Raw genomic sequence first — 22,080 nt, 5'->3', positions numbered from 1 at the left:
AGGCTCTCTTGAAAACTTAAATCGGTTTTGACCGATAGGAGATAGAAAATGTTTTTATTCCACACAAGCCCAAAAGAAATTACTAAAATTGATCGCTCCGGTAAGTTTGATGATTGTTTATTCTTCGCTACTACACCTTACTCAATGTCGGTTGGCGCGGTAATAACATATCGCATTGATGCTGCCGAAATGGACTTTATTAATGCTTCTGGTCTATATGATGAAGATATTGTGGTAGAGATTGCGAAAAGATTTAATGTCGAAATTGAAGTCGCCGAGTCTCTTTTAGATGGTTCTGACAGCGTGTGGAATTACGATTTCGCAGATGCTGATGAGGACTGGTATCTTCAAGCAAAACGCGGCGAATGTGCTAAAAAGATGGGCTACGACGGCTGCAAAGACGAAGATGAACAAGGCGGCGTTTACATCATCCCGATGCTTGGTCGCGAATCAATCTTAAATAAGGAATTTTAATTATGAATAACCTGGAATTAAAAGCCGTTCGCCAAGGCTTAGGTTTAACCGTTGCTGAGGCATCAGAATTACCCGCCATTAATGTATCGAAACGAACATTTCAACGCTGGGAAGATGGCACTCGTAGTGTTCCAAATGACATTGATTTGTTGTTTTTCACAATGTCTAGTCACTACACGCTAGTTTTAAACAAAATGCTTGCCGACGTTGAAAGAGTAACAATTTATAATAAAAATGACAAAACCAAGCCGTCAACTATCACGCCTGCTTTGCCATTTTTTCACACATTTGGATCTTTTCAAATGGGTACAGAATGCCCACATAGAACTTATTGGCGCATATATCAGTCGGTAATTTCGCATTTAATTTTGATTGGGAAAATCACAAAGCTGGAAGACAGTGCTCAGATCCCTAAAGATTTTGGTATCTGGAAATGGCTAAAGGGCGGATATGAGCATGAGTAAATATTCTGATCGTAGAGCGTTAACAGATGATAGCAAGGAAAGTGCGTGAAATTAACTCCTAAGCCTCATCAAATTGAAGCAATAAATTCAAATATCAAATTATTTGAAACCCATGATCGTTTAAAAAATATCATGGCGTGTGGTACTGGTAAAACTTTGGTTGCGATCAAGACCACAATTGAATTTATTGAAAATAAAGATGCTCAAAATATAGTTGTATTTGTACCAACAATTCTACTGATTCAACAAATCGCAGCCACTTTTATGAGCGAGTTGGGGCGTGATAAGTATGATTATGGGATGGTGTGTTCAAGGAATAATCTTAGTGAGCTTGATGATATTAATCCCAATGAAGCTGAAAAAATACTAAAAATTCCAGTTCTTAAAAGTTCCCCAAAAATTGCTGCTTTTTTTAAAAAAAACCTTGTAAAGTCTAAAATTATATTTTGTACTTATGCTAGTTCTTCTTATTTAAAAAATTACAAATTTGATTTAGGCATATTCGATGAGGCACATAAAACAGCGGGCGACCTGAATAAAGCTTACTCTTTCGCCCTATATGATGAAAACATTGAAATAGCCAAGCGGTTGTTTTTAACTGCTACAGAGCGTGTAATTATTCATAATCGAAAGAATAGTACAGTCCGCATTGGGATGAACAATTCACAAATATATGGAGAAACATCTTACTCATTATCTTTTAAGCGAGCCATCGATCTTGGGTTAATCGTTGATTACAAGCTGATAATAACGGCTGTGAATAAAAATGATATTTTTCATTTAATTAATAATTCCGAGCATGATATTTATACGCTTGCTAATTTATATGCACTTGAGAAAGCAGCAAAAGAACTTGATGTAAATAAAATCATTACTTTTCATCACACTGTTGCTGATGCCAATACGTTTGCGTTGGCTAATCAAACCAATGGCAGCGGAGTGTTTGAATCTTTTCATGTGAATGGCGCTCAAAATTCAGATTTTAGACATAAGCAACTTCAAGATTTTAAAAACACCCATTATGCATACATAACAAATGCTCGATGCTTGACCGAGGGCGTGGATGCTCCAAACGTTAATGCAGTAGCATTTCTTGACCCACGATCAAGCACAGTTGATGTTGTACAGGGAATCGGACGGGCTGTCCGACTATCTGAAGGTAAGAGCATTGGATATATAATACTTCCGCTTTATTTGTGGGATTTTGAGGAATCAATAAACAACGAGAATATTGGAAATAATACAGAATTTAAAAATATTGTAGATATTATATCGGTTTTACGAAATGAAGATGATGACCTAAGAACAAACTTAATTCATTCTAGATTCTCAAAAGAAAAATCCGTTACGGATGATACACCCATTGATATTATTGGCAATCTTCCACAAAATATTACCAAAGAATATATATATGATAATATTTCACTGGAGGTATTATCTGATTATGAATCTTATTTTATTTCAATGTTGGAGGATTTAGATAGCTATGTTTTAAAAAATGGACATGGCTATATTTATGCCAATGATGAAAACACAAAACTAGCATCATGGGCTGCTGCTCAAAGAGCAAATAAGCGTTATAAAAAACTTCCCAAGTATAGAGAAGATTTATTAATTGAGCATGGATTTATTTTTAGCATATTTGATTACGAATGGGAGAAAATGTTTTTAGCGTATAAGAGGGAAAAATCAAATGATGTTCATGATTATGATATAAAAGATAATTCCATAAAAAAATGGATTAAAAGACAGGGAGATTTTTATAAAAATAGTCGATTAACTGATGAGAGATTAAATAAATTACTATCGGTTGGCTGGGAATATAGATCCAAAAATGATATTTGGAAAAAAGGTTATGATCTGCTGGTTAGTGAGCTAGAAAACAAAACACTATCTGATATAACTAAAAAAGATGAAAGTTATGGATGGTTGAGAACGCAAAGAAGAAGATGGGAACATCTAGACAAATACAAGCAAAATCTTCTTAAAAAGCTGGGATGGGATGATTATTTATTGAATTTAGGTCGGCACAAAAAATAGCCCTCAATCTGAGGGCCACGCATCACTCAATTTTTCTTCATTAACTCTGTGTTCATCAGCATATCTTGCCATTTTTGTATATTCTTCGATGCTTCGCTCGAATACGTTTCCGAGTGTTGCACAGTATTCGTTACTGGCTTCTCTGGAAGCTGTGGACAGACGTTGTTTTGCGTTGGCAAGTTGCTTTGACAAGCTGTTAGCACTGGACTGAGCAGCAATAGCATCAGACTGAATTTGCTTAATTTTAACATTATAGTTTTGCTCCGCTTTCGTGATTTTTTCTGCCCAAATTTTTTCTTGAATTGCTGCATCGGCATTAGCTTTAGCAATTGAAAGCTGTTGTGCTGCAACGTAGTCAGCGTGTAGTTTCTTTTGATCTTTGATTTCAGCAGCTTGATGATTTTGAATAATCAAACAGATGAGCAATAAAAAAGCGAGTAATACAATAATGCATTCTCGCCAGAATTTTGCTGCCAAGTAGAGATAAGTCATTACATCACCACTCGATTAGCAATCCAACCATAGAAAAATTGTTCTTGAGACAAATTGCGCTCAGCAATTTCAATGTAACGCTGGCCTTGCATGATATTAAGAATTCTAACGAGGACTTTCTCGCCTTCTTTGCCACGTTTTGCTAAATAAACTTTCAGGGCATTTAATGTAGCTGGTCCATAAATCCCATCAACTGAAAGATCAGACCAACCACCCTTCCCTTGATTATTCAGCAGATTTAAAGCGCGTTGTAAAAGTGGTTTTGCAAATCCTGTGCCGCAGTTCACACCGGTATCTAAAAGTTCTTCAGCTACAGCTGAGCTAATAGTATTGACTTGATCAAATCGAGGCGTAGTCCAGTACTGCTTTTTATAAATGGCGTTTGCCACTTCAAGCGGTAAATCTTTCATATTTCCCTTGAATCCGTTTTCTCTGGCCACTGATTCAGTAATGCCATATTTAGTCGCCCCGCCACGATCCGCTGAATTATTCACATAACCGCCTTCTCGCTTAATCAATTCATCAAGATATTGCTCAATATTCATTTTCACTTTCCTTCAGACATTAAAAAACCCACATAAATGGGCATGGAATTCACAACAAATTATTTAAATATGGCTCTAAATGTTTCTCTTATCTCAAGCACAATTTCTGAGAGAGTTTTACCTTGCATCAGTTTTATTGCCTGATAAATGATGCCAATGATCAATAGACCAAATACAGCAAAAATCAGCATCACAAAGCCATGCGTCATAATTGATCGATCTGTTAAATGATAGTATTCAATGAATGATTGGCCACCAAACAGACTAAGAGAAATACCGAAAAGCAATTTAATAATTAACGTCTGATTGATTTGCAATTTCCCATCTTTATCAATATCCCCTGATAAGATTAATGAAAAAATAGCCCCGATGATTGCCGCAAATACTTTGAGGATCCAAGGGAATATTTTGATTAACAACGACTCGTTCATATGTTTTGTTTCCATGCTGGTATCCTTTTTCAAGGCGATAAAAAAGCACCCAAAGGTGCTGTGTAATTTAAAACGATTAAACTTCAATCTGCATGACTTCACCATTGGGTGCCGCCCTGACAATTGTTTGACCTCTTACAAAAACTTTGCTTCCGATGGACCATGTTGCTGAACTAGTGCATGCCACCAACCCAGTACCATCAATCACTAAAACCTTATAGTTTGGATGATCTACCGCTTGCACAGTGCCGACAAACTCAGACTCTTTAGGAATTAAATCTAAAAAACGCTGAAATGCATTACTCATGGTTAACACGCTCCACAGTGACTGACTGACTGACTTTGCTGTATGTAAATGACACACTTACGCTATCAACTATGCCCCACCACTCCGCATTAAAAGCCAACACATCGGCGGGCTTGCATTGTCCAACTTTTGTAGTTAATGGCATGTTAAAAGTATGTTTTTCAACAAGTCCAGCCCTGGCTAGTGCTGCTTTACCAAAACTCCCCATGACTGAAGCTGATGTGAACAGGTTATTATTCACAGTCTCAACAAGTACATCACCACTGGTCCCAGTACGCTTAACAATCCCGGTCTGCCCAGTCTTGTCATTCGTCAAGCTAACTCCGTTGTAATCTGGATAACTTTCGTAATCAGTGGACTGCTCAAGCACAATGCTCTCAGGCAATAAAATGTCGTATTCATCAACTGATATCAGATTCCAAAATGTCTTTTTGTAAAGTGGCTTAATCGTGATCGTCTGACTATCAGACTCACTATAAACAAAGCCACCACCTGCGGTCGCAACTTCTTGAATGGCTTTGATGGGTGTGAGTCCTGAATAGCTAAAGCTTTCAGTTGGAACTAGATCTCCTGTGGCTGTTAGGTTTGAGTTTGTTGATCTGGCGATATTGATAATATCAGCCATGGCTTGCTTAGCGTCGGCATGAGCACCTACGGAAATTTTAACGCGAGCATTTAAGCTTGCCCATTCATCAGCTGTTTTGGCTAATTCTTGTGCAGTCACACCAAGACCAAGCGCAGCTAATGCTCCAGTAACAGCATTAAAACTTGTTTTTAAGCCGCCAAGTTCCGAGGTAAGTTTCTGGCTAACAGTTTCAGTTTCCTTTAATTCCTCATTAGCTTTATCTACAGAATTTTTAAATCCAGCAAAAGCCTGATTCGCTTGCTCAACTTCTTTTTCGAGTGCATCTACTTTGGTTTGTGCGTTTGCGATGTCCTCTGGCGTGGCTTTGGTTTTAGAAAACTGCTCCAACTTCTGTTTGGCTTGGACTAGATCAGCGTTTAGTTGATCGATAGCTTTGGAGCTTTTGTTTCCAAAATCTTTAAAGTTATTGGCCGCTTCGCCTGCTTTATCACCAGCACCATCAATGATTTGCGTTGCCTTGGTTAATGACTGAGTTAGCGCGTCAGTTAGTTCTTTAGTGCCTTTAGGGACAATATTTTCAATCGCATTGGATGCTTGATCGGCTGCTGCATCAGTATCTTTTATTTCCTGATTTGCCGTTTCAAGGGACTGTTCAAGTGACTTGACACCAGACACAGATGATTGAGCATCTTGACCAACTTTATCCAAATTGGCGTCTACTGAGGCTGTTGCTTTGATTTCAGCATTTGCCGACTCTAAGCCATGCTCTAGAGCAGACACCCCAGTGACAGAAGATTGCGCTCCTTCACCAACATGACTTAAGCCAGATTGTGCAGTATTTGCTGTATCAGCAGTATTTTTTAGCTCATCTGATGTTTTACTTAAGGATTGTTCTAGTTGTCCAGTTTTGCTAGAAGCTTGCTGTGCAGACTCACCCACCTTTTCGACAGATTGTGATGCTGTTTCGGCAGCTTTGGTGGCCTCTTGAGATTGATCTCTAATCTCTTTAAACATTTTTTGAACGGTTTCAGTGGACTGCTTGGTGTTATTAACGAAATTCTTAACATCAGCATCCATCACTAATTTAAAAACGAGTTCTTTTGCCATAACCTTCTCTAATTTTAGGTAATAAAAAAGGGCGACATTTCAAATGCCACCCTTTAGGATTTATTGGTTTGCATGGTCTAGTTCAGGTTTTCAAATAGACATGGTTGAATCTGGCGATCTACATTGGTGATAGCGGTTTCAAGTACATCTCGTTGTTTTTTCCATTGAGATAATCCGCGACCACAGGCGCTCGCAATATCCTTTTCACACTCAAGTTTTGCATTTAAGGCTTCACGCTTTTGAACTAGAGAAAAGTAATCTGTCTGCAAAAGTGTACGCGCTTCAAAGAACGCCCGCACTAAAGCTTTCTTGAAAGAAATAACTCGCGGGTTGTTTCGCATTAGGGTCATAAGAAAATATGCTTGCTGCTCATTTAAAATCGCATAACGCGTATGGCGACCCTGATTTGAGTTTCGAATTTCCAATCCTAAATTCGGCATTTCAAATGCGGAATTCGATAATTCATTGGAATCATAGGAACTTTCAAATCTGACTCGCCCAAACTCTTGAATGTCTGGGAGGTAAGTTCTGAGTAATTGGATGACTGATTTATGTGTAAGCCTTAACCCCAATGCTATTTGCAAAGTGGTCGTGGTTGGTTCACCCTTTTGTACATCTACTAACTTAATAACTGGATTAAAGTTCGCATTCATGGTTTTACTCCTTAGAGTTGAAAAGAGCCTGATTGCAGAATGCAAACTAAACAATCAGGCATTAAAAAAGCCAACTTGTTAGGTTGGCTTCGCTTGGTTAAATCTTAAAACTTGTCAATGGGGTTTTAAATCAATTGAACTTGTATATAACCCGTATACAAATTACTGGTGTAAAAAAACCACCTTGAAAGGTGGTCATATACTATTTAGCTAGATACCATTCCATAGTGTGCAACGGCTGGCCTCCAAGTTTGTCGTAATGAGTTACTCCCCATCCCCAAGCCTGTCTGTTCAGCGCATTGGCTGATGTAGCCATATCTTGAGCCATACCCGCTACTTGAGCAGCAAACTCACTTCTAAGCAGACTGAGTGCGGGATATAGGTCATCACGTACAAATTTTCCAAACTTCGGTGCGTAGTACATAAGAGCTTGAACATCACGATTCGTCCAATATTCATTGCGAGTTTGTTTATCCGCATTACTGTATAGCGCAATCAAATGATGAACATATTCCACAGCTACAGGAATCTGGTCATAAGGAATTTCTTCAATATGGTTTGTACCAAATCGTTGATTAATAATCTTCCATGCATCACTTGAGTTTAGATGTCTGGTTTTAGCGACCAACATCGCATGCGCTTCGTGTAATGGGGTGCGTTCTGATTTGTGGGTTTTGGCCACTGGTGCGCCAACTTCTCTGTCCAGAACATCAAGCACCCATTTTCGAAATGACTTAGCAACATCAGTACGGGCAAACATCGCTATTAAATGACAGCCACGTAGTGAAAATATCCGCATACCCAAATTGGGTAGCTGAGGATTTTCAATAATTTGTGTCATGCTGTCAGTAAATTCCTCGGAGTTGCGATTAAAGATCTTGCTGACCGCATTTTCCTGTTTATAGCCAAGTGACTCAGCCAACTCAGATGATGACAACCAAATTTGTCCATCACGCTGTACTGCTGAGAAATTTACATCATTAAAACTTAGTGTTAAACTACCCATAGTTCATATCTCACTGTTATGACTTCAATTAAGCCCTGTCCGCCAAGATCACGGGCTTTTTTGTTGTCTATTGATTTCATGCTTTCGCACTCTCGCTTGTTAATTTGGTTTTAAGCTCTTCAAAATGTCTAACTAAATAGTTATTAAGTGAGCGACCATCTTTTCGTGCTTGTTCAACCAGAAATGCTTTAAGCGAATCTGGCATTCTAGTGTTAAGTTGAACTTCTTTCATAAGCCTTCCTTATGGTTGATAGCATTTTACTAACATGGCAAAACACTAACATTGCTGTCAATAATTTTTGATAGCATAATGCTAGTAACTTCACTTAGTTTGATTCTTTATGGCTGATATTCAATTCAATCTTCGCGTTCCAGAAGAACTAAAAGAAAAAATTAAAGAGGCGGCATCTGAAAGTGGCAGATCAATTAATGCTGAAGCACAATACCGTCTTGAACAGAGCTTTGAAGACAACAATCATATAACAAAGGAGTTAATTAAAGATGCTGTTTTAATGACCCTTGAGGCTGTTAAAAAACACCCACATATAATAGATAACCCTAATATTATTATTAATTTAGAAGATACTGATAACAAAAAAGCACCCTAAGGTGCTTTATATTTTCCATCTTTAGAGCCTTTACAGTCTATCTGGATCTTATCTAGAGCCAATGTCTTACCATCTCCCAATATTGGATATTGCCCTTGTTTTTGGTAGTACACCATACCACTTCTAAGGCAGCTCCCTTCTAATTCTCTCTGAGATAATTGTGGTGCTGGTGCATTTCTATTTTTGAAAGCATTAATACCGCTATCAGCTAAAGCATACAGAACCACCACCACAATACTACCAATAACCCCCAACACGCCTAAAACTATCAAATCCCCAACATCGGAAGGTCTGTTGCTAGTGCAAGCGCTTGAAGGTTGAACCAAATCGCTTCCGCAATTTTCACACACCCCCAAACCAGTTCTACGCCAAATTTCATAAATCACACCTGGCACAAAAAAGAAAATGAGCAATATTATAGTGATCAAGAAATTACCACGGTTTTTAGACCATCCAACATGTCCACAGTTGTTACACTTAATGCATTTATTCGCCATTTTTATCTGCTTCTCGTATGGGGTCTGACATAAGTTCCATCTGATCTTGTATAACCCGAAACATGTACTCTGCCATTTGGACTGGATAAATATAATAATGAAGAGTAATCATCAACACGACCAGCCTCATCATACCCTTTACTTTTTGCGTGGATAATTTTTTGATCTTTACACTTGTTGGTAAATCCGCTGTTTTGCCCAGAAGATATACATTTACCTAAATTGCTAGAATTTGAATTATTATCATGTGGGGTGATTAGTGGTCTTGATTCATCATTTCCAAGCGTTCCAGATTTTCTGTTAACAACATTTGATGAAACTAGATTTCCTTCGCATGGATTTTTTTGAAGAACAAGCTCTCCATTTATCTTGCATTGGAATAAGCTATTGGTGCTAATTGATGTTGACGATCCCAAAGGGTCTGCATTAACAGTGCTTCCTAAAATTAAAGCAAGAAATGCTAGCAGACTACTCCTTTTTAACGCCATCACTTATTCTCCCACATTATTTTAACAACCTTACCTTGACACAAGATCACTGTATATTGCTGTAAATCGATATCGTATTTATATTCAGTTGCAGCACAGTAAAGTCGACCATCATTTAAAACATAGAATCGCGGCTTTGGTCGCCCCATTTTATCTATTAGAGATGACTCGCTATCGCCTAATGACACTAATTGCCCTGATGGTGTTCTCATTGCATTTGATGTACGCTCTGCAAAAGCCAAAGTTGAACATAAACTCAAAGCCAAAATTAATAATTTTTTCATGTTATCCCCCTGTTTTTGAGGAGAATAACACAAAATAATCAAATTTCATTTATACCTTAGGGTGAATTATTCGCATTATTCACATTTGATATTTAGCTTTTGTTTGTAAAAATCAACAGCCGATTTTAGCTCTTTATCAAGTTTGTCTTGAGTGTATTCCTTTGGCTGTAACTTAATCAAAGCTGGTGAATATTCTTCTTTATAGGTCTTGGGCCAATCATTACAGAGAATCTGTTTCTGCTCGGATAGCTTTGTGTTTGGATCATCGAGTTTATCAAGGAAGGATGAAATCTTATCATCTGATTTTTCAAACTGAGCTTTATAATCAATATTATCTGATTTTTCTTTAGGCTGATTATCACATCCAACCAATAATCCTAAAGCAGTCAAAACTATTGCAAATCTAATTTTCATTTTTAACATCTAGTTATTAATTCAAGAATTTATAACATAAAATTCAATCAGGCTTAATATCATCTAAATATTTTTTAAACTCTTTTGCTGCCGCATGTTGGGCTACGCGCACTATCCCTGCTTGCGTTGCGATGTTACGTTTATAAGCTTTTACGGCGGCATCTAAATAATGCTTATACGTACCGTAGGACATGTTCATAATGCTTTCATGTGGGTGTCCAGCAGTAACTAGCAATTGCAATGAATCAAACCATGATTCTGCATTCTCAGATTGCTGAGCGCGTCTATTTCGCTTAACAGTCTTTTCATAAAAATATGCATGATTAGCTTCCAAAGTTTTTTTTACCAACTCTATAAAAATATCTAAGTTATTAATTTTGGTTTTGATAATTGAATCAATATCCAAATCAGTTACTAAATTAATTATTGAATAGCATTGAACTTCAAACTGAGAAACTATTTTTTTTAAAATTTCATCTGAATAGACTTCTATATTCTTTAAACTGGTTTTTATTTCAGAAGAAGCAACTAACCACAAATCAAAATCTTTCATTGTGATTTGCCGAACCTCAAGATCAACATCCCCCGCACTCAGTTTTAATGAACGATTGGATGCAATAAAAAAGTCATTCATGATGAAATCCTTATAAGGCACAGACATTACCTGCCTGTGCCTGAAAAATTATGGGGCTTCAGGAATCGTCACAATGTGGCCATACAGCCCCAGTGTTTCGTCAGATGCTTTGGAAACGTCCGCCAATGCTTGCCCTTCAATTTGATATTGACCTAATTCTTCATGAATCAAAGCAAATGTAGTTTTTGGGGATTTCTTAGTGCGCCATAGACGCACAGCAATATTGTCGCCATTGGCCGTATTGGTGCCTTTAAAGAACAGTTCGTATTCTTTATTAAAATCATTTGCCAAAGTTGTTTGTGTGACTGCGCCAGTTGTGTAAGTCGCTAAGATAGGCATAGTCAAACCAGTAACTTCTTTGAAGATAACAGTACCAAATTTAGCATCCACTGTATACTTATTTTCCGCAATGGTTGCTGGCGTACCTGATGCCGAGTCGGTAAATGAAACTTGAGAAAGGTTGTACCCATCTAGCTTAATTTCGTCCCCTGCAACAACAGTACCAATCGACACGGCTGTTTTTGTAGTGCTTACAGCGGAATGATTTTCACCAGATACCACATATTCCAGATTATCTTCATCCAGTTCTTCAATTTGACCTGAGAAGTTGACAGATGTGGTTTTAACCATCGTGAAATCCGTACTGCGTTGCCCTGATGTGCTTTCTTGATGCTCAACAATATCTGCATCAATTTCAAGCTCAAATTCAGGAATGTTACCAATATGACGCATAGCACCTGCAACACCATTTGCGATTGCGGACAAATAAAATTTGCCTTGCAACGACATGTATTTTTTAGCCATCTACTTTTGCCTCTTTTGTTGTTTTGGATAGTGCAGCAGGTTTGGCTTCAGAAGTTTCCTTGACTTCTTCAATCACACCACGCTGTAGTAAGTCTTGGATCTGCGCATCGTTTAAACCACCGACGATGTCACCAGAACGAAAACGCCCGACTGATTGTCGGGCGATGTATTGTTTAGTCATGTTTTTACCTATATGAATTTTTTAGATTCGAATATTGCGGTTAAGTAGGCAAATCCAGTTGAAAAACCTTCTTTGATATCGACTAAAATTAACGGACGTGGACTCGACTGTGGTTGCCACCCAGATAGCAACCCAATCACTTCTTCAACCAAATTGCCCGCCTCATCTGTCACAACATTTCCATTGGTCATTTGAGATTGAGCATTTCGACAAGCCACCGTAACTGCCCAACGAATCCCTAGCATATTCACCTTGGAGTTGCCCGAAGCATCAGTTTTAGTAATACGCTGAAAATTAACATGCGCTGCAGGCGTGACTTGAGACATTTCAGTGACTTTAATTGAATTTAACGGCGTGTAGATTTGCTTAAATGCAGAAATTTCTTTTAGCTTTTCCGCAATCTCATTACGTACAGCAAAGAAGTTAGCCAAGTATAAATCCTCCAATAATGTCTAGAATGTTTTCCTCATCCTCAGAATTAATGCCAAGATAAGTGCGGGGGGGTACTTCAACAGACTTCACTTTGCGCCAGTTTCCTGCCACATTAAAAGTTAGATAATCAGCAGTTTTAGGAAGAATCGTGCCACCGAAATGCATCATAGCGGCATACTCCTCGCCAGAACCCCACTCCACTCCATTAGATAGTGTTTGAAAGTTCAATCCATTCATTAAGCGTCCCGTGTCACGAAGCGTTTGACCATGTTGTAATATTGCTCTCCATGATTGTTTCCATGGATTGCCATCAACATCACTTTGATTTACAAAACGCATCTGACTCGATGAAACACCATACGCGCCAATCTCGGTAAACATTTCATCTTTGCGCTTATCGAAATCAGTGAGTTGCTCAAGAACCTGCATCACAACAGAATCGCCATCAGCCTTGATTGAGATATAAGCAGCCATAATCACCTCACTTGATACTAGGCATCATATCTAATGTTGCATCTCCAAACACACCACCTTTGTAGGTAGTGCCAATCGGCATTGTTGCTGGTGCATTGACTGGTTTTTCTTCTGTGACCTGATTACCCTGATCCAGGATATTTAAAACTGCCTTTCCATCCGCCACTCGCTTTAAAAAGTCAATTTCCGCTCTATAACGATTCTCGACTTCTTCAGTCGGTTGCTGAAAGTAAAGTCGATAACGGGCTATATTGCATGCCACGCGCTTTAATGTGCTTGGCACACTCGGCAATGGCAATTGGTATTTCACAGCAATATAACTATCGATTTCCTCATCAGCATCTTGCAGCGCATCAGCAATTGCACTTACTGATGTCTGCATGGCTTCCAAATTGGCAACTTCATCAGATCCAAAGCGTGCTTCTAGATCTTGTCGATTTGCATACATAAGACACCTTATTTGGCATCATCTGCCACTTTAGTTGTGGGTTTCTTCGCTGTAGCAGCTTTTAACAGCTCATCAAGCTTTGTCAATTGAGCCTTCAAATCAGCAATTTCAGCTGCGTCTTTGGATTTTTCATCAACCAATTTTTGTTTATCAACCTTCAAATCAGCAATTTCAGCTGCAAGTTGAGCTAACTGTGCAGCTGTGCCGCTATCATGTTTAGCCTGAGATTCTTCTGGGGCCTTAAATTCTTCAATAGCACCAGAATCTAAAAGGGCTTGAAGTTGTTTAGACTCAAGCCCTTCAATTTGTTGCCCTGGTCGATAATGACCAACCGACTGTTTTGCAATGTACTTTGGCATTTAGTTCTCCTTAAACAAAGCCACGACCACCAACCAGACCATTCTTGTTATTTGGTACAGCAAGTGGTGCAGATTCGCCTAGCATTTGAATACTTGATGGGTTTTTTTCTTGCCACTGGCTTAAGAAAAACTCTAAAGGCTGGCCAAATGCTTCAATGTTTTGAATTGCGCAGTGAGCAATCCAGCCGTTTGCATCAGAAACCAGACCAAAGAAGTCTTCAGGAACAAAACGCTCTGGCACCCCGTTGAGGTTGTGCGTAGCGTCATAAGTCCAAATCTGAATATTATCAATCTCGCCACGAAATTGTGGCTTGGCTGGGTCATCAAATGTTGGGGTGATAGGTACACTAATCGCCGCATAAGGCTTAATGAACTTTTCCTTAAACTCCTCATTCTGGATTAATGTGTTAAACACTTTTGAAGAGGTTAATGCGAGATTTGGCGCGACACCTGCATGTTCAACAGAGATATTAAGCATCGATTGAATATCTTGTACAGGCTTTGCATTCGCCAGATTCCATTTTACCAACGGCGTAAAATTACATGCTGGATTGCGCTCATAGTCCACTGTGTATGATGGAAAATCTGAGGATGCGAAAGTCGTTTTACCATATAGCAACACATCACGGGAGATTAACAGTTTTCGGTTCTCGATCGACTGGCGTAGATAAATTGCCTTTTGTGCCTGATCAATCAATAGTAATTCTGCATCACTTAAGCGATTTGACCCTGTTGCCACAATACCATAACGGCGCAACTGGGTGACCATGGCAGTATCCTGAACATCAGTCGGAACCACTGTCACCATTGGCTTTAAATAAGCTGGTTTTACGAAACCCACTTTGCCCGATTCTGCGACATTGATTTGTCGACCAGCAACATTAGGCATCACGAATGGTGCGAGTGGAGTTGCAGTATTCAACTCACCAACTGGAACTTCTTTTTTGTTGTACGACACACGTTGAGGGAAAAACTTATCCATCAACCAAGTATCCACCTTTTTAGTGGTGTCTGTTAAAAGCACAAGTTGAGGAATATCCAATAACTCAACTGGTGCATTTTGAAATGTAAAGCTAGTGCTCATATTTACCCCACGACTTTGCGTAATTCGATTTTATTGTTAAGGCCTTGTGCGCGCACTGCATCATATTGGCCTGCTGTTAGCTTGGTGCCATTAACTGTGACAACGGCTAAGTCATAAGCACCTTGCACGTAGATGGGCATTTCAAGACCGTTGTTGGCATGATAGGTCGACTGTTCTGCCGTCATATCTTCCACCACAATCGCTTGCCAGTCTCCAACTACACCTGATGTGATGGCTGGATGCGTTGCGACATTCGTAGCACTGACGGCAATTAAATCGCCACGTTTATAAATAACCCCTGCGGTTGGCTTCGCATTTTCCGTACGAACACCATCACCAACCACCAGTTGGCGACTTTCGATTGTTTCTGTAATTGTTTTACCCATGATTAATTACCTTTCTGTTGGGCTGCTGCAAATTGAATAAATGCATTGTCTAATGCTGAACCTTGCTGCTGCTGGCCAGTGCCACCCTGACCGCCAGTAGCTTGATGGCTAAACAAGTGCTGTAGGTGAGCTGGAACGATGTTAGTTTGCTGTTGTCCGGGCGCAGCAGGCTGTTCTGGTGTCTTGCTTGAAAACTGACGTAACTGTTTTGCAGTAAATGCAAAAGTTCCATCATCCATATTTGTATATGCGGTTTTGTCTTCAGCAGTGAACTGAACTTTCAACTCAGTTTCCAAAGCCTGAATATCGCTTGTACGTTTTTCAGCTTGAAACTTTTTAAGTTCTGCCTGAGCTGCATCACGCTCTTGTTCAGCTTGTTTTTGAGCAGCCTGTGCTTTTTCTAATTCGGTCACATTAGTGTCCTCTGGTAGAGTTGGTTTGGATTTGCCGGAAAAGGCTTGAACTGAGGTTTGGGTATCAGCCCCAATTCCACAGATCGTTATTTCGTGTACACGCACATTTCGAAAAACATGCAATGGTCCTGTGAATGTCTGCCCATTTACGTTGATAGTTTTACCCGGTGCAATTTCCTCAATGCTTTCTGGATCTGCCCACCACGACATTTGAAATGGATATTCCTCATCAATGTCTTGAACGATTTCAGTCGCACGTGGATTACTTAGAAAGTGACCTTTGGCTTTAAAGTTATTGCTAACCTCGTAAGATGTTGCAACACCAACACGTGTGCCACCAAAATGGTCTTCAACCAATCCAGTTTTGGGTTTAAGTTGAAGACCTTCTAAATCAATAACGACACCTGTGCGCCCCCAATACCAATGGTTATCAATCAAACCACCACTGTAGACTTCAGCATCAAAAGTTCGACGTTTTTTGTCCTCATCATTATTTAAATTGATGGGGGTATTAACGGCGGTAAATTGATGCTTTAGATGTTCTGTATTTTCATCTGCCATATTTCACCCATTAAAAAAGCAGCCTCATGGCTGCCTTTTGGTTAAATTTAATTAATTCACTAAAGCGCGTAATGTATAAATCAATTGCCCTTTGATGGTTTCAATTTTTATAACCTCAAATGACAACCCAATAGGAAACAACACACCTTGACCCGCATTCAATTTTTTCAGATCAATTCCCAAACCAGTTGCATTTTCGATTTGCAGAACAATCTCGCCACCTGTTTCGACAAAGAGCACAGGATGATCGAGCGTGATAGTCTTGCCAACTTCGAGCTTTGATACATACGCAATAGTGCCGGATCCTGACACGGTTGCAGTCGTATTGGCCGCAACTGCCTGAATAATCCCCATATCAGCAACTAACCAGCGCCTCAAAACATCATCAGCCAAACTAATTGGTTTTTGTGATAGATAGGTCGTTAAAGCGGCATCATTGCCCTGCACATAATCAATCAGAATTTTGACTGCGCTTGGCCTGATTGTTGGGTCTAAAGGAATGATGGTATTGGCGATAGTATCAAACAGGTCACGACTGCTTTTATTCATCGGTGCAAGTAAGTTGGTTAGTTTCTTACTTGCAGTCCATTCGGCTTGAATAGACTGTTTCTGAGCCAATAATTCATTTTTATCCAAAATTGAATCAGCAATCTTCTGATCGACTACTGCCTGCATTTCACCAAATGTCAATGGACTGGTAGACCAACCCATATCCTTAGCGACTTCAGGTAAGTCTTCATCCGATGTGATACCTAGCTTTTTGGCTTGCTTTTCTGTAAGCGCAATCACGGTACACCGACACATAAAGCCCCACGGCGGGTAATAAAGTAACCAGAATGGATCATCTATATGTCGAATGATTCGATTAAGCGCGATGTGTGTGGGTCTGACACGACTATCGTCTATCGCCGAATACATTAAATAGGGACGTTTCGCCTTATTCTTCTGTTGTTGAGTCCAGCGGCCATAACCATAAGCTGTTTGAATATTTGTCCTGAAAACATTCTTGAGATAAGGCTCACTCAGAATAATTTCATTTTCTTCAACCAGTTTTTTAAAGTCATTGAATGTTGAGCCATCAGCAATCGCCTTATTGACGGCCTTCATTACCGTTTCTATCTGTTCGATGCTTGATAAAAAACTGACCGTTGTCGCCATTTGACGAGTTTTTAAGTCCATCGAATAAAATTCATCTGGCAATACGATTTTACGTGATTCAGCAAACTTTAGTGCTTCAAGAAATGTGACTGGGGTCATTTATCCTCACTTGCTGTGGCGTACCCCAGCACATCAGCCGCATACAAAGCTCGATCAAGGTTAATGCTGAACTGTGTCTGACTTGCACCTGGCATAAGTTGCATCAAGTTGAACGCCAAAATCTCTAGCGTTTCACTAGACTGAACCAACTCATTCACTTGCTTTTGATCCAGCAAATCAATCAATCGCTGACCATCTGTCAACTCCTCAACTTCCTGCTGTTCTGCGCTCAGCCGTTTAACATCTGCCGCAAAAGAGAATGCATGGCGCGGTAAGGCTTTAAACTGAACATCTGGAAGTGATTTCTGGGTTGTTGCGTTTGCTACATCCCCATCTTGCAACCCATACTCACGCTGAAAATATTGAGATGTTAAGTTTGCGCCTGCATTTTTAAGTTTGACATCACGATCGGCTTTTGCTGCATTTAGCGATTGTTCATCACCTATGGTAATGATGTGTCGCTCCCAACCATTCAGGGCACATAAAGCATCAATAATGGCCTGAAAAGTTGAAGTAATCATCCGAATGTCAGCATCAATCTTGTTATTCTGCACTTCAAGATGAACCTCACCTAAGGCGCGGCTTCCTGAATTATCGGTACCACTGGTAAGGGTTTGCCCTAAAACGACCTTTTGGATACTTCTCTCGATCTTCTTGTCAAAAGATTCAAACGCAGCTGATCCACCATTTCCGTTTGATGATGCGGTAATAATATCCACATCTTCATCTTGATTGAGTGATAGAACAGAACTTGCGTGAGCATTCAAAAGTGCTTTAAGCATAGCTTCTACATTTTTAGATTTCCCTTTCAATAAAGGATTTCCAAAACGCTCAACAAACTTAGCCCAAAACTTGGTCGTACCATTTTTAAAGAACCACAACCAATAAAGTCGACTAAATAAAGCCTCACCGTAAGGGTTTTCATAACTTGGCTTGCATTGGGTTAAAAAGTGCTTAAATTGCTGATCGCATTCCACATCACGATGCTGATTGTTGTACATTTGAAGCAACATCAATCGACCATCATTTTTTGGCTCGAACCATTGCATCGGTTTTTTCCCAATCCATTGCCAACCAATAAATGGAGTGATGTTAGGACCCTCAATAAATAGTGCGGGTTGCTCGGGTTTGGTGTATACAGCCTCCAGTACCGAATAACCATACCAGCGTGCATCCTGAGTCCCTAGACTCAATTCAGACCACCACTTCTTTAACTCACTTTTCAAAATTTGCGCTGGCAAGCCCTCACTCGGTTCAAGCTTAATAGGGGCTGATTCAAGTTTATCTTGGCGCTTTTCTACACATTGATAAATTTCATCGTCATACATTAAAACATTTAGACGATGACGAGTTACACCTGCCTTTCTTAAAACCTCATCCATATCTGGCATTTTGGTTAAGAAATTCATGAACGCCATTTCAGCTTGTTGTGAATACAAATAACCCCCTGTTAATTGGGGGTTATTTGTATCCTTAACTTTATCTTTCTTAGCCATAATTTAACCTGTCATTGGTTCCTGATAGTTCTGCATGACCGTTGCTTCTTCAATCGCATCAATTAAAGTGTCAACCTGGTCATCGTGGTCATGTGTCATAGCTGCAGTGAATTCTTCACATTCTTCTGTGAACTTGGATACCCAAGATGCATTCATTGGTAGCATGACAAAGCGATCTTCAGGCTTATTTTCATAGTCATTTTCAAGCGGAACCTGCACATCCATAAATCGAGTCAATTTATCTGTACCGCGCTGAACTGGAATAACTGGAACACCTGCATAAGTACCAAGATTTTGGATTAGCTGAGTACCATGAGCTTTATCTTCCACCTTCATCCAACGGATCGGACGAGTTTCATAAGTGTAGTCTTTATGCTTATCGATGAATTCTTTTGCCTGCCGATTCATTTCGGGTGCTTCCCATTTCCCACGCAACAAATCAATTAAATAGAGTTTTCCATCAACACCAAGACCAACTAATAAAAACACAGTAAAGTCATTATGCTCTTTAATTTTTTGAGCCGTATCAACATAGATTGCACGCCATTGAAGTGGTGGCAATTCATCGTAATAACCAAACCATTCGGCTTTTATTAGATCGCCGCCCAATTTCTTAGGTTTTTGTTGATATTGACTACTGAATGTATAGCGAGATACCACGGCTCCACTTTTATCCTTACCGCCTTTTTCCAGTTGCAAAAGGGAAAGCAAGGATTCTTTATGTGGCCAATAGCTTTGACGACCTTTATCATCGCGTTCTACACCCATTGGCACAAGTTTTTGAATATGCTCAGGCAATGTTGCAATGTAATCATCATCAATCAAAGCGGGAATAGAAACTTGCTCCCATTCACCCGGCACATTACCTGACATCACAAAGTTAGTCGGATCTTCCGAGTGAAGCCGTTGCATAATCATGATGATAGGTGTGTCAGATTTGGCTTTACGTGAATTGACCGTGTTTAGAATTTTACGATTAGCTTTATCTCTGGCAGGTTTACTAAAAGCATCCTCTGGTTTAAGTGGATCATCCAGAATGATGCATCCCGTGAATCCACTATCTGCCAACGTACCTGCACGGCGACCAGTAACCTGCCCACCCATTGATGCAGCATAGATATGCCCCGCCTCGTATCCATCAACTGTAGTTTTCCAACTCGCCTTTGCATCAGTGCTAGTGGAGATAGACGTAGACCACATTTGCTGAAATTCATCAGACTTTACGATATTTCGCGCTGTCGCAGATACATCCTCAACCAGTGATTGTGAGTAAGACAAATACAAAAATCTTGAGCGCGGGTTAAGCCCAATTCCTCTTGAAATCAAATTTGTTGTTAATTCAGTTTTACCCGCACCAGGTGGGACGTTAATAACTAAATTGGCGATATTGCCTTTTACTACTTCATCAATTAGCCATGCCACATACACATGATGCCAATTAACCATAAACTTAAAACCCATTCGGGGTTTAAAGAAGCGACGAGTAAAGAATAAATGATCGTCCTCGCACATCTCTTTTTCTACGTGCGTTTGAACATCCATCAGTATTCCTCTTGTGCTTTCCTTACAGCAGCCTCAACCTGTTCTTGAGTGGCTTGAACCACGGTCGTTTGCAATGGTGCACCATCTTTACCTGTTACTTCGGTTTTGTTTGTGTACTTCCCACCCACATCCTCCGCCGCTTGTTTGAGGATATTCATTGCGGCTACACGATTTTTACTGTGCTTTTGATATTGGCTCTCATAACGCTGCAAACGGACAGACAGATTAGCAATGGGAATGTTCTCAGGTTTACCCAAAAACATGTCACGAGTCTTTTCAAAATCAATTCTTAATTCTTCGCTCAAGTTCTCACCTGAGCGTTTTGTCGGGTCGTATTTTTCACATTGCTGTTTTGTAACTTTAATGCCGTATTCTTGGTGGACGAGCTCCACTGTTTCTGACGGTGTGTTAAATACAGCAAGTGACCGAACTATAAAGAGTTTTATCTCTTTTTTTAGAACTGCCATAAATCACCATTTGTCCACCTACGTCCACCTAACTGGGCAAAAAAAAGAGCCTTTAGGCTCTACTTAATCAAACACGTCCCGCAGCACGCAGCTATATTCTTTTCTGATACAAACGGCGCTTGCTTTGCGACTTCGACCAGACGCTTAACGCTGTCACTTGCGCCCCATCGTTTGACCACTCCTACAAATTCCTCAACGTCATGGCCAGCAAGATAATGCTTTGGTAACCCGGTCATATCACTGTATAGCGGCTCACCATCTTCATCACGCATTACGCCGATGTGATAAAGCTCGTGTTCTATCAGGGCACAAAACTCACGATCGCTCGCTTGTTCACAAAAGCTAGCATCAATCGTGATTAGATAAACAGGCACAAAACCAAACCAGTCACGCATCTGTTGTTCTTGTCGAGCCTTCTTCCAACCACCCTGATTAAACATTACCTTTTCACATTGACCCAAAACCATAGCCTGTTTACTTTTGAATGCCGATGATGCCCATGCGAATGCAAGGAAGGTTTCATCGTCGTGTAACAGCTCAGCAATGTGGTCATGATCAGGATTATGGAGATCACCACCTAAAGTTAAGAAATTGGCGATTACCCAAACTTTTAATTCTGGCGCAGCGATTATGCGTATCGCTTCCTCTTCCTCGGCTTGGTCAATAAAGTCAGTCTGGGGGAATGGTCTGTATTGGTCCATCTTCAAGTCTCGCTAATTCGCTTTTAATCCAGTTGATGACATAACCTGACAATATTGAATCAGGGTGAAAATGCTCAAGTCTGTAACCCATATCTTCAGCCAAATCATATTTGCTGAATGCATTAGCTATCTTCTTACCACCACGACCTACAGCCCAAGAGCTACCCGCAATTTCAATGAGAAGATTTAACCGCACAATATAAAAATCAAAGCGCCAATTTTTTGTAGATTCAAATTTAAACTTACGGCGATAACCAATAAGATTCTCTTCTAATTCTTGGAATAGGGTTTCTTCTGCTTCGAGATAATTTTGTTTAGCCTTAGGTAAAGGTTTGGTTCTTGGTTTTGTTTTAGGTTCTTTTTTCCGTGTAAGCCAAAAGTATTCTCTATTGTCCATATTTCAACCATTAAAAAAGTCCCTAATTGGGACTTTGTAATGCATAGC

32 protein-coding genes are annotated in these 22,080 nt (G+C 39.8%); 4 read left to right on the top strand and 28 right to left on the bottom strand.

Annotated features, from left to right (window positions below; translation table 11 throughout):
* Positions 1-48 precede the first annotated feature (48 nt).
* From A7A69_RS02940 to A7A69_RS02930, 3 genes are read left to right on the top strand one after another with little or no spacing between them, the layout of a single operon-like run.
* On the top strand, positions 49-474 hold the full coding sequence (locus tag A7A69_RS02940) for an AcrIF11 family anti-CRISPR ADP-ribosyltransferase (RefSeq protein WP_152876251.1): 426 nt from the start codon (positions 49-51) through the stop codon (positions 472-474).
* Positions 475-476: 2 nt separating this feature from the next.
* Positions 477-938 (top strand): Aca2/YdiL-like domain-containing protein, encoded by a 462-nt coding sequence (locus A7A69_RS02935; RefSeq protein WP_152876250.1) that lies wholly within the window; start codon positions 477-479, stop codon positions 936-938.
* A 45-nt stretch (positions 939-983) separates the two neighbouring features.
* Complete coding sequence (locus A7A69_RS02930) at positions 984-2,978, top strand: DEAD/DEAH box helicase family protein (protein WP_152876249.1); 1,995 nt, start codon at positions 984-986, stop codon at positions 2,976-2,978.
* Positions 2,979-2,981: 3 nt separating this feature from the next.
* Here A7A69_RS02930 and A7A69_RS02925 read toward each other — a convergent pair whose 3' ends face one another.
* The 8 genes from A7A69_RS02925 to A7A69_RS16530 form a co-directional block, all read right to left on the bottom strand.
* Entirely contained in the window at positions 2,982-3,470 is a 489-nt protein-coding gene (locus A7A69_RS02925; protein WP_152876248.1) for a hypothetical protein, read from the bottom strand.
* On the bottom strand, positions 3,470-4,015 hold the full coding sequence (locus A7A69_RS02920; RefSeq protein WP_152876247.1) for a glycoside hydrolase family 108 protein: 546 nt from the start codon (positions 4,013-4,015) through the stop codon (positions 3,470-3,472). The genes A7A69_RS02925 and A7A69_RS02920 overlap by 1 nt, the downstream gene beginning before the upstream one ends.
* 59 nt (positions 4,016-4,074) lie before the next feature.
* Complete coding sequence (locus A7A69_RS02915) at positions 4,075-4,446, bottom strand: hypothetical protein (protein WP_171500775.1); 372 nt, start codon at positions 4,444-4,446, stop codon at positions 4,075-4,077.
* Between the two features lie 76 nt (positions 4,447-4,522).
* Entirely contained in the window at positions 4,523-4,753 is a 231-nt protein-coding gene (locus A7A69_RS02910) for a hypothetical protein (protein ID WP_152876245.1), read from the bottom strand.
* Positions 4,746-6,446: a methyl-accepting chemotaxis protein gene (locus tag A7A69_RS16665; RefSeq protein WP_187349154.1), complete on the bottom strand. Its 1,701-nt coding sequence runs from the start codon at positions 6,444-6,446 to the stop codon at positions 4,746-4,748. Before A7A69_RS16665 ends, A7A69_RS02910 begins: the two co-directional genes overlap by 8 nt.
* Positions 6,447-6,523: 77 nt before the next feature.
* On the bottom strand, positions 6,524-7,099 hold the full coding sequence (locus tag A7A69_RS02900; RefSeq protein ID WP_152876244.1) for a Rha family transcriptional regulator: 576 nt from the start codon (positions 7,097-7,099) through the stop codon (positions 6,524-6,526).
* A 202-nt stretch (positions 7,100-7,301) separates the two neighbouring features.
* Positions 7,302-8,105 carry a BRO-N domain-containing protein gene (locus A7A69_RS02895; RefSeq protein WP_152876243.1) on the bottom strand — a complete coding sequence of 268 codons (804 nt, stop codon included), beginning with the start codon at positions 8,103-8,105 and terminating at the stop codon, positions 7,302-7,304.
* Positions 8,106-8,181: 76 nt separating this feature from the next.
* Positions 8,182-8,337 (bottom strand): hypothetical protein, encoded by a 156-nt coding sequence (locus tag A7A69_RS16530; protein WP_171500772.1) that lies wholly within the window; start codon positions 8,335-8,337, stop codon positions 8,182-8,184.
* A 109-nt stretch (positions 8,338-8,446) separates the two neighbouring features.
* On the opposite strand from A7A69_RS16530, the gene A7A69_RS16760 reads away from it, so the two are divergent.
* Complete coding sequence (locus tag A7A69_RS16760; RefSeq protein ID WP_241675202.1) at positions 8,447-8,713, top strand: Arc family DNA-binding protein; 267 nt, start codon at positions 8,447-8,449, stop codon at positions 8,711-8,713.
* Here A7A69_RS16760 and A7A69_RS16755 read toward each other — a convergent pair.
* The 20 genes from A7A69_RS16755 to A7A69_RS02790 form a co-directional block, all read right to left on the bottom strand.
* Positions 8,710-8,985, bottom strand: a complete 276-nt coding sequence (locus tag A7A69_RS16755) for a hypothetical protein (protein ID WP_241675201.1) — start codon at positions 8,983-8,985, stop codon at positions 8,710-8,712. The genes A7A69_RS16760 and A7A69_RS16755 overlap by 4 nt on opposite strands.
* Before the next feature lie 227 nt (positions 8,986-9,212).
* Positions 9,213-9,698 carry a hypothetical protein gene (locus A7A69_RS02880; protein ID WP_152876241.1) on the bottom strand — a complete coding sequence of 162 codons (486 nt, stop codon included), beginning with the start codon at positions 9,696-9,698 and terminating at the stop codon, positions 9,213-9,215.
* Entirely contained in the window at positions 9,698-9,982 is a 285-nt protein-coding gene (locus A7A69_RS02875) for a hypothetical protein (RefSeq protein WP_152876240.1), read from the bottom strand. The genes A7A69_RS02880 and A7A69_RS02875 overlap by 1 nt, the downstream gene beginning before the upstream one ends.
* Positions 9,983-10,057: 75 nt before the next feature.
* Positions 10,058-10,396, bottom strand: a complete 339-nt coding sequence (locus tag A7A69_RS02870) for a hypothetical protein (protein ID WP_152876262.1) — start codon at positions 10,394-10,396, stop codon at positions 10,058-10,060.
* A 43-nt stretch (positions 10,397-10,439) separates the two neighbouring features.
* Positions 10,440-11,030 (bottom strand): hypothetical protein, encoded by a 591-nt coding sequence (locus tag A7A69_RS02865; protein WP_152876239.1) that lies wholly within the window; start codon positions 11,028-11,030, stop codon positions 10,440-10,442.
* A 48-nt stretch (positions 11,031-11,078) separates the two neighbouring features.
* On the bottom strand, positions 11,079-11,834 hold the full coding sequence (locus A7A69_RS02860; protein WP_152876238.1) for a phage tail tube protein: 756 nt from the start codon (positions 11,832-11,834) through the stop codon (positions 11,079-11,081).
* Complete coding sequence (locus tag A7A69_RS02855; protein WP_152876237.1) at positions 11,827-12,015, bottom strand: hypothetical protein; 189 nt, start codon at positions 12,013-12,015, stop codon at positions 11,827-11,829. Before A7A69_RS02855 ends, A7A69_RS02860 begins: the two co-directional genes overlap by 8 nt.
* Before the next feature lie 8 nt (positions 12,016-12,023).
* Positions 12,024-12,446 carry a phage tail terminator protein gene (locus A7A69_RS02850; RefSeq protein ID WP_152876236.1) on the bottom strand — a complete coding sequence of 141 codons (423 nt, stop codon included), beginning with the start codon at positions 12,444-12,446 and terminating at the stop codon, positions 12,024-12,026.
* Positions 12,439-12,921: a phage virion morphogenesis protein gene (locus A7A69_RS02845; RefSeq protein WP_152876235.1), complete on the bottom strand. Its 483-nt coding sequence runs from the start codon at positions 12,919-12,921 to the stop codon at positions 12,439-12,441. Before A7A69_RS02845 ends, A7A69_RS02850 begins: the two co-directional genes overlap by 8 nt.
* Positions 12,922-12,928: 7 nt before the next feature.
* A complete protein-coding gene (locus A7A69_RS02840) occupies positions 12,929-13,369 on the bottom strand; it encodes a gp436 family protein (RefSeq protein ID WP_152876234.1) in 441 nt (146 codons plus the stop codon).
* Between the two features lie 8 nt (positions 13,370-13,377).
* Entirely contained in the window at positions 13,378-13,728 is a 351-nt protein-coding gene (locus A7A69_RS02835; protein WP_152876233.1) for a hypothetical protein, read from the bottom strand.
* Between the two features lie 10 nt (positions 13,729-13,738).
* The gene (locus A7A69_RS02830; RefSeq protein WP_152876232.1) at positions 13,739-14,812 is read right to left on the bottom strand and encodes a major capsid protein; all 1,074 of its coding nucleotides are present in this window, start codon (positions 14,810-14,812) and stop codon (positions 13,739-13,741) included.
* Positions 14,813-14,814: 2 nt separating this feature from the next.
* The gene (locus tag A7A69_RS02825) at positions 14,815-15,198 is read right to left on the bottom strand and encodes a hypothetical protein (protein ID WP_152876231.1); all 384 of its coding nucleotides are present in this window, start codon (positions 15,196-15,198) and stop codon (positions 14,815-14,817) included.
* A 2-nt stretch (positions 15,199-15,200) separates the two neighbouring features.
* Entirely contained in the window at positions 15,201-16,172 is a 972-nt protein-coding gene (locus A7A69_RS02820; protein WP_152876230.1) for a hypothetical protein, read from the bottom strand.
* Positions 16,173-16,223: 51 nt separating this feature from the next.
* Positions 16,224-17,429, bottom strand: a complete 1,206-nt coding sequence (locus A7A69_RS02815; RefSeq protein WP_152876229.1) for a phage head morphogenesis protein — start codon at positions 17,427-17,429, stop codon at positions 16,224-16,226.
* A complete protein-coding gene (locus A7A69_RS02810) occupies positions 17,426-18,925 on the bottom strand; it encodes a phage portal protein family protein (RefSeq protein WP_152876228.1) in 1,500 nt (499 codons plus the stop codon). Before A7A69_RS02810 ends, A7A69_RS02815 begins: the two co-directional genes overlap by 4 nt.
* Positions 18,926-18,928: 3 nt before the next feature.
* Entirely contained in the window at positions 18,929-20,467 is a 1,539-nt protein-coding gene (terL, locus tag A7A69_RS02805) for a phage terminase large subunit (RefSeq protein ID WP_152876227.1), read from the bottom strand.
* Positions 20,467-20,934, bottom strand: coding sequence for a DUF2280 domain-containing protein (locus A7A69_RS02800; protein ID WP_152876226.1), 468 nt, complete (start codon positions 20,932-20,934; stop codon positions 20,467-20,469). The genes terL and A7A69_RS02800 overlap by 1 nt, the downstream gene beginning before the upstream one ends.
* A 59-nt stretch (positions 20,935-20,993) precedes the next feature.
* Positions 20,994-21,635 carry a putative metallopeptidase gene (locus tag A7A69_RS02795; protein ID WP_152876225.1) on the bottom strand — a complete coding sequence of 214 codons (642 nt, stop codon included), beginning with the start codon at positions 21,633-21,635 and terminating at the stop codon, positions 20,994-20,996.
* Entirely contained in the window at positions 21,604-22,032 is a 429-nt protein-coding gene (locus A7A69_RS02790) for a hypothetical protein (RefSeq protein ID WP_152876224.1), read from the bottom strand. Before A7A69_RS02790 ends, A7A69_RS02795 begins: the two co-directional genes overlap by 32 nt.
* Positions 22,033-22,080 lie beyond the last annotated feature (48 nt).

The sequence above is a fragment of the Acinetobacter guerrae genome (genome assembly GCF_009372255.1).
Classification (GTDB): Bacteria; Pseudomonadota; Gammaproteobacteria; order Pseudomonadales; family Moraxellaceae; genus Acinetobacter; species Acinetobacter guerrae.
The sequence above is the reverse complement of the archived record's forward strand: the minus strand, read 5'-3'. Positions and strand labels throughout refer to the sequence as shown.